Genomic DNA, 10980 nt, shown 5'->3' on the forward strand with positions numbered 1-10980 from the left:
CCGGGACATACCGCCAAGCGGGGAGCCACGTCCCGGTCACGTTGACGATCGCCGCAGTCACGGCATCCGCTCTGCTCACAGACGTGTCGACCAGACAGGAGGAGTGGGTGGCCGCAGCAGGCCGCCGGGCGCAGGCTGGAACCATGAGCGTGGACCCCTCCCGAGGCGCTCATGGTGCACTGCTGCCGTTGCTTAACGCCGATGCTCGCGGTGATCGGCCCGCCGCCCAGGCCGGAGACCGAGGCTGAGTACGCCTACGAAACGCTCTTCAACGGTGCCCGGGTCATCGCCCATCTGCCCGGGGACGGAAGCCTGCGGCTTCTGTCCCAGGCCGGGATGGACGTCACCGCCCAGTACCCCGAACTCAAGGCGCTGTCTGGCCTGCTGCCCGGACCACAGGCGGTCCTCGACGGAGAGATCATCACCCTCGACGGCGTGGGGCGGCCGTCGGTGGAGCGGTTGCAGCAACGGATGAGCCTGCACCACCCCGAGGCGGTCACCCACGCCCTCGAAGACCTGCCCGTCCGGCTGATGCTCTACGACATCCTCTACCTCGGCGAACCGACCGTGCAGCTTCCCTACACCGCCCGCCGCGGCCTCCTCGACGACCTCGCCCTGACTGGTCCCGGCATCACGGTGCCCGCGGCCTGGCCTGCACTCGCCGCCCAGGCCATGGAACAGAGCGCCAGCAAGGGCTTCGACGGCGTCGTCGCCAAACGCCTCACCAGCCCCTACCTGCTCGACAGAGTCCACCCGACTACGATCCGCTGATCAATGCTCACGCGGCCCTGGTCTTCGTCTCGGCCGCGCTCATCGGCCTCGTCGTCGAAGCGCTCACCTTCCTCGGCACGGCCAACGCCCTCCTCTCCGTCGTCGCCGGCCTGTCAGCCAGCGGCGCAGGGGTCGGAGTGCTGCACAAGATGATCGGCCGATAACCGGTCGGATGTGGCTGCCAGACTCGGGCCTGGAGACCCATGGCCGGGATCCAGCTGCGGTGAAACACGAGCAGCCGCCGTTGCACTTTCGTTCGGTGCAACGGCGGCCGCGTCGGCAGGGCCGTTACTACAGCTCCCGCTGGATCTGCTTTTCCTGGACCAGCTCGTCTTGCATGTTCTTCTCGTTCTTGACGGTGTACTTAGTAGGGTCGGGGACTGGCGCGGTGGCCTGTGAGGCTCCGTTTCCAGCCCCCGCCCGTCAAACCGTGCATGCGCTTCTCGCGCACACGGCTTACCGACATCGTTCACCGGCTGGCATGCACCGCCACCCTGCGCACGTTTCCAGACAGGCGAAAGGCTCCGAGCCTGGCGAACCACGCGCCGTCGTGGCGCTTGCCCCACTTTCTGCCCGGGATGCCGCGCTTGCGATTGTCGAAGATCGCGAGACGCTCGTGGACGTAGCTGTCGATCGTGGAGAACTTCCCTGCGGAATTGCCGTTGCGGAAGTACGCCGCCCAGCCTCGCAGGACCGGGTTCAAGTCGGCGACCACGGCCGACAGCGACCGTCCCACGTGACGACGGTCGGTCGCCGCCCGGATCTTGTCCCGCAGCACCCCCATCGCCCGCTGAGACGGCCATCGTTGCAGGTGGAACCTGCCACGGCGGCGCCACGATTCCACCTTCCGGTGGTGGAAGCCGAGGAAATCGAAACCCTGCCCACCCCTGGCGAGATGGACGATGCCGGTCTTCTCCGGATGCAGCTGCAACCCGAGGCCGACCAGTACCGCCCCGGCCAGTTCCCGCGCCTGCACGGCACGTTCCCTGGTCGGGCACAGAATCACGAAGTCGTCGCAATACCTCACCAACACCCCGAGCCGGTGCCCGTCTCGCTGCCATGCCACGTCCAGGACGTGCAGAGCAATATTGGCGAGCAACGGTGAGATCGGTGAGCCCTGTGGGGTCCCTGCTCCTGGTGAGCCGGTCGCCCCGTCCTCCAGGACCCCCGCCCGGAGCCACATCCGGATCAGCTTCAGCATCGGGCCGTCCACGACGCGCCGGGCCACCTGGGCCACGAGGGCGTCATGCCGAATCGATCCGAAACAGTCGCGGATGTCGGCCTCAAGCACCCACTCCCGGCCCCGGTTCGCCTCCACGCGCACGCTCTCGCACGCGTCGATCGCGGACCGCTTGGGCCGGAACCCATAGCTGACCGGCAGGAAGTCCGCTTCGAAAACCGGTTCGAGAACCAGTTTCGCGGCGGTCATCACCACCCGGTCAGCCACAGTGGGGATCGAAAGCGGCCGGAACTCTCCCGGCCGCCCCGGCTTGGGGATCAGGACCTGCCGCAGCGGTGACGGGCGATACGTATACGCCCGCAGTTGCTGCGACAAGTCGCGGAGGAACTCCTCCACCCCGGCGGCGGCCACGGCATCGACGGTCAACCCGTCCACGCCGGGAGCGCCCCGGTTCGCACACACGCCGGACCAGGCCCGCCACAAGACGTCCCTGCGGGAGACATGGCCGTACAAGGCATGGAACCGACGTTCAGGATCTCGCTTGGCACAGCGGTAGAGCGTCCACTGCAAGGCACGGACCTTGTCCAAAGGCCGGCCATCCAGTCGTGCGACGCCTTCCTCCCGGCGGGCGGAACTAGCCAATCCGGCACTCACCCGAGCCACCTCCTCACACGCGACACGCATCGATGAAGCAGGGGTCCTTCGCTCCTGACGGGTTGTGTTGTCCCGCCGATCGGCACTACTACGGCCCCCTCCGACTGCCTCTCGGCAGCCCGCCACTTCCCGGCTCCACCGGTTATAGGCGGGCCCTGCTTCCCGGGCCGCAGACCCGGGGCCGAGTAGGCCCTCTCCAGTTCCCAGGACAACCTTCCGACCGTTCCACGCCCCTTACGCCGGGAGGTTCTTCGACGCCCGCTCCAGATTCCCAGGCGTCTTCCCTGGCCTTCGCCCTCTAAGGCACGGGCTCGGCTCCTCCTTGGCCCCGCTCACGCGGGTCGGTGCTGACGACGCTGCAGGCTTCACTTGATGTTGCGGACCGGCCGGTTGCGCACCCCCAAGGGGTGATCGTCGCTCCACTTCGACACCGGCCTCTCGACCGATGCCGGGAGCCCCGCTACCGAGGACTCTGGCGTCTCCTCGGACCGGACTTGCACCGGCTGGCTGCCCTGAACTTGTCGCCCGAATTACATCGAACCTCCTTCGCGTCCGACGTTTCGGACTGCTGGACGTACGCCTTGATCCGCCGAGGGGGTTTGAGAGTGGTCTTGTGATCGGCTTCGGGTCGGGTGGCCGGGTGAGGGCAGGTTGTGTCCGCTGGTCTGCCCAGCATTTCCACGGTTCGGTTCCGGTCGGGCCCTTGCGGGCGGGGCGGGCAGGGACTGTTCGTATCAGCCGGCCGGTCCGTGGACGGTGGAGAACAGGTGTGTCCAGGCGTGCTGCCAGGGCCAGTTGTGCGGTAGGTGCAGGGTGATGCGGCGGGCGGAGCGGGCGATCCGGGCCGGGACGTGGACCAGGTGGGTGCGGATCGTGGCGGTGGTGGCCCTGGCGTGGAAGGCGGAGGCTTGTGCGCCGGTGGCGCGCAGCAGGTTGTAGGTCATTGCCCACAGGGTGTGAGGTTCCCCCGGCCTGCGGGAGATACTGATCAGCTGGTCAGGAGGGGTTGACGGGGTTTCAGGTTCGTTCGTTCGGCCGTTGCCTGGTCGGCGTAGTACTTCTCCTCGAACTCGATCGGACTGAGGTAGCCGAGCCGCTTCTGGATGCGCCGGGAGTTATAGAACCCATCGATGTACTCGAACAGCGCCAGGTTCGCCTCGGCCCGGCTGGCGAAGACGCGGCCGCGGATGCACTCCGTCTTGATGATCATCCACAGGTTCTCCGCGAGGGCGTTGTCGTACGAGTCCCCGACCGAGCCCATGGACGCCTGAACCCCCGCTCGTAGTAGGCGAGCGCGGCATCCCGGGCAGAAAGTGGGGCAAGCGCCACGACGGCGCGTGGTTCGCCAGGCTCGGAGCCTTTCGCCTGTCTGGAAACGTGCGCAGGGTGGCGGTGCACGCCAGCCGGTGAACGATGTCGGTAAGCCGTGTGCGCGAGAAGCGCATGCACGGTTTGACGGGCGGGGGCTGGAAACGGAGCCCTCACAGGCCACCGCGCCAGTCCCCGACCCTACTTAGCCTGTGACCCCTGGCCCTCGGTGCGCTCGATCCGGCCCTGCGCCTGCTCGCCTTGCTGGTTCCGGTACTCCACGCGCTGTCCCTGCTTGTACGGCATGAACTCTCCAAGTCTCGTGTGAGTCGGTGGGGAGCTGGCCCCGCTCGTTCGGCGGGGGACGCCCCTCCTCGCGCCCGTAACCATTGCTAGGCGCACTGACAGCCCACTCCCACTCCCACCTCCACACCACAGCAACCACTACGGGCCGAATGGAGGACGTCTTGCCCGCCCGGCCCCGACACCGCGTTGGCGTTGTTCAACGCCACGGGTTCTGTGGCCGAGGCAGGGGTCAGGTGAGGCCGGCGGAGGCGTTGTCGTCCCAGCCGCCCTCGCGCTGCATGTAGCCGAGCATGGAGCGGGAGTGGCGGGCCCAGCCGCCCTGGTCGGCGATGGCGATGCCGTCGCGCCCGCGCTTGCGGGCGGTGGAGGCGAGCCCGATGCGCAGCGAGTGCACGGTCCAGTGGCTACCCCGGCCCGCTTCGAGATTCGTTTGACGGCGCGGGTGACGCTGTCGGGGACCAGACCGCCGCGTAGGCGAGCTTTGCGTTGCGCACCGAGTGCTTGGTCTTGCCGGTGAGCACCGCGACGACCAGGCCGCGGGTGCAGCGTGACGTCGCCGGTCCGCCGTCCGGCGGAATTCCCGGGCCGGGCCGGGGCGGCGGTGGGTTCGTGGCGCGGGCGTTGCACCTGACCGGTTCGCCTCAATCGCCCGCATAGGCTGCTTATGTGAACCATTCCGGTCGATTCCGGCGTCGTGCGGGCAGCCTCCAGGAGGAGCTGACGCTGCTGGCGCCTCTGGCGCTGATCGCCGTCATCACGGTGCTTTCCTTCGCAACTCCGAGCCATCTCTACTTCAGCCGCTTTCTCTCACTCGCTCCCGCTTTCGCCGCGTCGTTGTGGCCAGTGGCCGGAACGGTGGCCATCGGCGTGCTCGCCGCGGCCATCGACGTGGCGGTCGCCGTGACCTTCGGCCCTGTGGACGCGAGGTCGTACACACACCTGTTCACCCTCATGGTCATCGTGGGCGCCACCGCCGCGGCCGCCTGCGCCAGCCATGTGCGCCAGCAGCGGGAGCAGGCCCTCGCCGAGGTCAGCTCCGTAGCCGAGACGACCCAGAAAGTCCTGCTGCGCCCCATGCCGCACCGCCTCGGCCGGTTGGACATCGAGGCCCTGTACCTGGCCGCCGCGGCCCGGGCCCGCGTCGGCGGCGACTTCTACGAAGCACTGGAGACAGCCCGCGGCGTCCGCCTGGTCATCGGAGACGTGCGCGGCAAGGGTCTCTCCGCGGTCGGCATGGCCTCAGCGATCGTCAGCTCCTTCCGGGAATTCGCGTACGACGAGCCGGACCTGGCACGGCTGGCACGCCGACTGGACGTCAGCATGGGCCGCTACACCGCGTTGCTGCCCGGCGACCACACGGAGTCCTTCGCCACGGCCGTGCTCGCCGAGATTCCCGACGACGGATCGGCCGTCAGAATCGTCAACTGCGGACACCCCCCTCCGTTGCTGTTCCACGCGGGAGCGGTCCGCGAGGTCACCCCCACAGCTTCCTCGCCGCCCATCAACATGGGCGCGTTGCTCGGGGAGGACTACCGCATCGACACCGTCTCCTTCACCGCCGAGGATCAGCTGCTGCTCTACACCGACGGCGTCACCGAGACCCGCGACCGCACCGGCGCGTTCTTCCCGCTGGTGCAGCACGCGGGACAGTGGGACACGGACTCCCCGTCCCGGCTGCTCAAGCAGTTGCACAGCGACCTGGTCCACTACAGCCAAAACCATCTCGACGACGACATCGCGGCCATCGCCATCCGTGCGGTGGCCTCCACGGCGTCGCACAGAGCGTGAAGTTGGCGAGGCGCCGGGCCCGGGACGGGGTGGTCGCACCGCGGGACTGCGCTGCGCCGAAGTCGATGCGCCCGCCCACGCACACGACTGCCTCACCGGCTCGTGGAGATGCGCTTGGCCGCCGTCCGGCGGGGCCACAGCATGGACAAGCGGGACCGCGACTCCGTCGGCCGCATTACCCGGAAGGCAGGCGAGTTCCGGGGATTCGCCACCGGCCACCGCGCCCAGGCCGCCGACGCCCGCGCGGAGAAGGCCCTGCGCGCCACGATCGCCAAGCAGTTCCTGTAGCTGCACAGCCGGGAGGCTTCGGGGCGCAACAGCCATCAGCAGGCGCAGCAGGCCGCGCAGCGACAGCGCGCTCCCGCGGCGGTACAGGACCAGCCGCAGCAGTCGAGGGGGCAGAAACGATAGGCCGCCAACGGGGCTTCTGGACTTTCTGGACCGCTCCATGCGGGCGCGCGCGTGGACCAATCCGGACGCAACGCCGTCCGATTGCGCAACTTGCGCAGGAGTTCGAGTGCACGGCGGGGCTTGGGGCTTTCGATCGGGTAGGCGGGCCGGTTTGCCCGGCCCGCCCCCCACACCACCGGACATGCGGGCCCGCATCCGGCGGTTCGTCCAGCTGATCTCAGGCGAGCTTCAGGCGGGACCACGAGCCCTTGAACGACTTGTAGCCCTGCGCATCCCAATAGGCTTTATTCATAGCGATTTCCAGTGGTTTCAGGTGGGAGGCCCGCCAGTATCGCTTGCGTTGCACTGCAACGCCTTGCTCCTGGTCTCCAAATTCGTAACCGAGCTTCTGGAGCATGGAGTTCTTGCGCTGACTGGTCTTCCACTGCACCCACTGGGCCTGCCGTAGCCTGCGGCGGGTCCAGTGATCAATCTCCTCGAAAACCCGAAGGCTGTCGGAGAGACTGAAGTAGGCCACCCAGCCGACCGAGAAACGGTTGAGTTTGTCCATCCTGTGGGCCATCGATACGCCCCACGTCCGGGAGGTGACTCGCCGAACGGTGGACTTTAGCCGTCTCACGGCCTTCCGGTCCACCCGGATCTTCACCTGCCCTTTGGGGCTCTCCTGCCGCATGTGTGGGTGCTGTGACCTGGGCTGATACGTGAAACACGCCGCTTCCTGTGATCCTTGAGGTGTCTAGGCTCAAGTTTGATCAAGCAGAGAAACGGCGTGTCTTTCTTCAGGATATGGAAGCGGACGCTGACGGCCGAACACACGGTGGTCGAGGGCGTCCGGATCGACGAGAACGAACAGTGTGTGGTCGTGTCGGTACGGCCTGACACGAGACGTCGGCAGCGGTGCGGCCGGTGCCGGCGCCCGGCGCCCTGGTTCGACGCCGGGCGGGGCCGACGTCGGTGGCGGGACCTCGACCACGGCGTGATGCGGGTCTTCCTGGAGGCCGACGCGCCGCGGGTGGACTGCCGCCGACACGGAGTGACGGTGACGGCGGTGCCCTGGGCTCGTCACGCTGCCGGACACACCTACGCCTTCGATCAGCAGGCCGCCTGGATGGCCGCCGAGTGCTCCAAGAGCGCGACCGCACAGTTGATGCGGACTTCCTGGCGCACGGTCGGGGCGATCGTGGAGCGGGTGGTCGCCGACCGCGACCGGGCCGTCGACCGGCTGGCCCGCCTGTGGCGGATCGGCATCGACGAGATCAGCTACCGCAAGGGGCAGAAGTACATGACCGTGGTCGTCGACCACGACACCGCCCGCGTGGTGTGGATGAGCGACGGGCACGGCAAGGACGTCCTGCACCGCTTCTTCGACGCTCTCGGCGCTGAACGGGCCCGCACCCTCACGCACATCTCCGCCGACGGCGCCGGCTGGATCGCCGAGGTCCTCCTCGATCGGGCCCCCGGCGCGATACGGGTGATGGACCCCTTCCACGTCGTCGCCTGGGCCACCGAGGCGCTGGACGCCGAGCGCCGGGCCTCGTGGAACCGGGCCCGCCGCGAGCTCGGCGACCGCGACAGGGCCCGGGCGCTGAAGGACTCCCGCTTCGCGCTGTGGAAGAACGCCGACGATCTGACCGACCGACAGGCCGCCAAGCTCACCTGGATCGCCGCCACCGATCCGCGCCTGCACCGGGCCTGGCGCCTGAAGGAGGCCCTGCGGGCCGTGTTCGCCCTGGCCAAGTCCCGCCCCACCGCCGCCCTGCGGGCCCTGGACCGGTGGATCGGCTGGGCCCGCCGCTGCCGCATCGACGTCTTCGTCGACCTCCAGCGCAAGATCATGCGGCGCTACGAGGCCATCCGCTCCGCGCTGGCCACCGGCCTGTCCAACGGGCTGATCGAGTCCACCAACACCAAGACCCGGCTCATCATCCGACGCGGCTTCGGCTTCCACAGCGCCGACGCCATCATCGCCCTCGTCATGCTCACCCTCGCCGGCCCCCGCCCCACCCTCCCCGGACGCCAACCCGCCACAGAGTGACCCACTCATGCGGCAGGAGAGCCCCCTTTGGCGAGGTAGTACCCGAATCCCAGGAGTGACGTCCACCAGATGGGGCACGCCTTCGACTTCTCACGATTCACCCTCAGTTTCAAGGTCTTCTCAATGAAGGCCGTGACCGAGGCGAGGGTCCGCTGCGCCGCTCGCTCGGACCGGACGAAAATCATCACATCGTCCGCGTACCTCACGAACCGGTGTCCGCGTTTGAAGAGTTCGCGGTCAAGGTCGTCCAGCATGATGTTCGACAGCAACGGGGACAAAGGGAACCCTGCGGGGTCCCTTCCTCGTTCCTCACCATCACGCCGTCGCTCATAATCCCGGCTTCCAGGTACCGCCGAATCAACTTCAGGACCTTTCTGTCCCTCACCCGGCGAGCCACCCGCGCCATAAGCGCATCGTGATTCACTCGGTCGAAGAACTTGTCGAGGTCCAGGTCCACGGCCCAACGGTTTCTGTCCTGGACGGCCCGGCGACCAACCCTTACGGCTTGGTGGGCCGAACGCCCTGGTCGGAACCCGAACGACGCCCCAGAGAAGTGGGGATCGAAGACGGGCACGAGGGCCTGCGCAATTGCCTGCTGGATCAAGCGATCCAGTACCCGTGGGATACCTAGCATCCGCTCCCCACCATTCGGCTTAGGGATGGTCACCCGACGGACAGGAGCGGGCTTATATGTCCCCGCATCGAGCTCAGCCCATACCTTGGGCCAGTTCTGGGCGATCCATGGCCGGAGTTCATCCGTCGTCATCCCATCAACCTCGATTCGTCTGCGGCCTGACGGCCGTATCTGATCCGGCGGGTTGCCCTGGTTTGTCCTGTCGGTGTGGACGTGGGGCCTTCGCATGCGCTGCGGGGGCGTCGGGCTCCACGGGCCCGAGGGGTGGTGCGGCTACTCCTTCCTGGTCTTCGTCGGGTCGGGGTCCGGTCGTCAGGTGACGTCGGGAAGTTTCATTACGTGGTGCCAGGCGGTGGTGAACGCGGACGCCCAGGGCCAGGTCTGGTCAAGGTGGAGGGTGCGTCGGCGGGCGTGGGAGGTGAGGCGGGCGGGCAGGTGGTACAGCTTCCTGCGGATCGTCTCTGGTTCGGACTTGGCCAGGCCGGGCTCGTCGTGCAGGAGGAGGAGCCGGGTCCAGGCGTCGAGGTCGGCGGCGAGGGTGGAGGCCAGCACCCAGGCGGCGTTGAGCTGCCAGGACTTCGAGGGCAGCAGCCCGAGACCGATCCGCTTGGTCGCTTTCACCCGGTCCTCCACCTCGGCGTGATCGCGATACAAGGCGTCGAGGAACCACACCTGCCCGGATCCGGGCACGCCGGAGAGTCCCTGGTGGGCGGGGATGTTCGTGGCGACGATCTGGTAGCGCCAGCCGGTGCGCTTCTCGAAGGCGGTCAGCTGCTTCGCGTCCCGGCGCGAAGGCTTGACCCGGCGCACGATCAGCCGCATCCCGGCCGGCCAGCCGGCCAGGTCGCGCACCCCGGTCAGCTCGGCGACCTGGTAGAACAGTCGTTCTCCGTCGGGGTTGTTGATCTCGTGGACCTCGCCGTCCTGTCGCAGCGCGGCCGTCCACACGTGCTCGGGCAGCAGCGCGATCGCGGCCTCGTCCGTGTCGTTGACGGCCCAGCCGGTCACCCACCGCACCCGGCGCCGGCTCGTGGTCAGCGACTGCAGGTGCTCGAGAACCCCGTGGCTGAAGGCGGCGCCGTCGATCCGGATCAGCAGCTTCGACCACAGCGGCAGCGGCAGTTGCCGCAGCGCGGCGGCCAGGACGCTCCTGTGATCAGCGACATCGTTCGGAGCGGCATTGCCGGGCCGCAGCAGCATCGCGACGCACTCGCGGGTGTTGGCCACCCAGGCCCCCAGCGGCATGTGACCGAAGGTGCCCTTGAACGTGCCGCCCGCACCCTCCTTCTTGCTGGTGCAGGCGACGATGGTGGCGTCGAGATCGAGGACGTACCAGCCGAGCAGATCCCGGCCGCACACCGTGATCCAGGGAAAGCCGCCGGGGCGCAGGGCAAGCAGTGTCCACACCACGCGACGTATCGCGGCGCGGACCCGCTCGACCCGCACCGCCACCGGGCCGTCGATCGTCTCCAGAGTGCGCCACAGCGTGCTGTCCGAGACGGGATGCGGGAACAACATCCGCCAGTGATGCTGGAGTTGCTCAGCCTCCAGGACGTTCCTGGCCCCGAGCGCGATCGCACAGGCCAGCTGGACCAGCGCCATGCCCCGGTCCCGCCATCCGGGCCCGACACCCTGGGGCAACGCGCGGGTCAACGCGATGGTGAGCCCCACGCGGTCCGCGACCTTCCGCAACAGCACGATGCCCGCATGTCCGACGAGATTGCGATCGTCGGCCCGCACCACGAGCCGCCGATCCCACCCGCTACCCTTCACCTTCTGGGTGCCCCTTGCTCCGCGACGTTCTTGATCTAGTCAATCCAGATCATCGCAGGCCAGGGGCACCCTTCTACTGTCAAGACGTCAGTTCACAGGCGGACAAACGCTATAGCTGAA

General features: G+C 68.0%; 9 protein-coding genes and 2 pseudogenes. 4 read left to right on the forward strand and 7 right to left on the reverse strand.

All coding sequences use genetic code 11. The features are described 5' to 3' along the window. Nucleotides 1-201 precede the first annotated feature (201 nt). Entirely contained in the window at nucleotides 202-771 is a 570-nt protein-coding gene (locus tag OG395_RS03665) for an ATP-dependent DNA ligase (protein WP_327241571.1), read from the forward strand. Nucleotides 772-1240: 469 nt separating this feature from the next. Here OG395_RS03665 and ltrA (OG395_RS03670) read toward each other — a convergent pair whose 3' ends face one another. The 4 genes and pseudogenes from ltrA (OG395_RS03670) to OG395_RS03685 all read right to left on the reverse strand — a co-directional run bounded on the left by ltrA (OG395_RS03670) (nucleotide 1241) and on the right by OG395_RS03685 (nucleotide 4613). Further along, nucleotides 1241-2635: a group II intron reverse transcriptase/maturase gene (gene ltrA / locus OG395_RS03670; RefSeq protein WP_327241572.1), complete on the reverse strand. Its 1395-nt coding sequence runs from the start codon at nucleotides 2633-2635 to the stop codon at nucleotides 1241-1243. 704 nt (nucleotides 2636-3339) lie between these two features. Then, nucleotides 3340-3549 (reverse strand): annotated as a pseudogene (locus OG395_RS03675) (transposase); the annotation flags it as partial. Nucleotides 3550-3593: 44 nt separating this feature from the next. Next, on the reverse strand, nucleotides 3594-4097 hold the full coding sequence (locus OG395_RS03680) for an IS3 family transposase (protein WP_327241573.1): 504 nt from the start codon (nucleotides 4095-4097) through the stop codon (nucleotides 3594-3596). Between the two features lie 351 nt (nucleotides 4098-4448). Continuing rightward, entirely contained in the window at nucleotides 4449-4613 is a 165-nt protein-coding gene (locus OG395_RS03685) for a hypothetical protein (RefSeq protein ID WP_327241574.1), read from the reverse strand. Between the two features lie 272 nt (nucleotides 4614-4885). Here OG395_RS03685 and OG395_RS03690 point away from each other — a divergent pair, with 272 nt between their 5' ends. Then, nucleotides 4886-6007, forward strand: a complete 1122-nt coding sequence (locus OG395_RS03690; protein WP_327241575.1) for a PP2C family protein-serine/threonine phosphatase — start codon at nucleotides 4886-4888, stop codon at nucleotides 6005-6007. A gap of 114 nt (nucleotides 6008-6121) precedes the next feature. Next, a complete protein-coding gene (locus OG395_RS03695; RefSeq protein ID WP_327241576.1) occupies nucleotides 6122-6295 on the forward strand; it encodes a hypothetical protein in 174 nt (57 codons plus the stop codon). Between the two features lie 340 nt (nucleotides 6296-6635). Here the strand turns inward: OG395_RS03695 and OG395_RS03700 are convergent, their stop codons facing one another. Then, the gene (locus tag OG395_RS03700; protein WP_327241577.1) at nucleotides 6636-7091 is read right to left on the reverse strand and encodes a group II intron maturase-specific domain-containing protein; all 456 of its coding nucleotides are present in this window, start codon (nucleotides 7089-7091) and stop codon (nucleotides 6636-6638) included. Between the two features lie 96 nt (nucleotides 7092-7187). Here OG395_RS03700 and OG395_RS03705 point away from each other — a divergent pair, with 96 nt between their 5' ends. Continuing rightward, complete coding sequence (locus OG395_RS03705) at nucleotides 7188-8453, forward strand: ISL3 family transposase (protein ID WP_327241578.1); 1266 nt, start codon at nucleotides 7188-7190, stop codon at nucleotides 8451-8453. A 5-nt stretch (nucleotides 8454-8458) separates the two neighbouring features. On the opposite strand, the pseudogene ltrA (OG395_RS58040) reads toward OG395_RS03705, so the two are convergent. Together ltrA (OG395_RS58040) and OG395_RS03715 are read right to left on the reverse strand one after the other, a co-directional pair. After that, nucleotides 8459-9315, reverse strand: a pseudogene (gene ltrA, locus OG395_RS58040) (group II intron reverse transcriptase/maturase). Nucleotides 9316-9399: 84 nt separating this feature from the next. Next, complete coding sequence (locus OG395_RS03715) at nucleotides 9400-10860, reverse strand: IS1380 family transposase (protein WP_327241580.1); 1461 nt, start codon at nucleotides 10858-10860, stop codon at nucleotides 9400-9402. Between the last annotated feature and the right edge of the window lie 120 nt (nucleotides 10861-10980).

It is taken from the genome of Streptomyces sp. NBC_01320 (genome assembly GCF_035974375.1).
GTDB classification, from domain to species: Bacteria; Actinomycetota; Actinomycetes; order Streptomycetales; family Streptomycetaceae; genus Streptomyces; species Streptomyces yanii.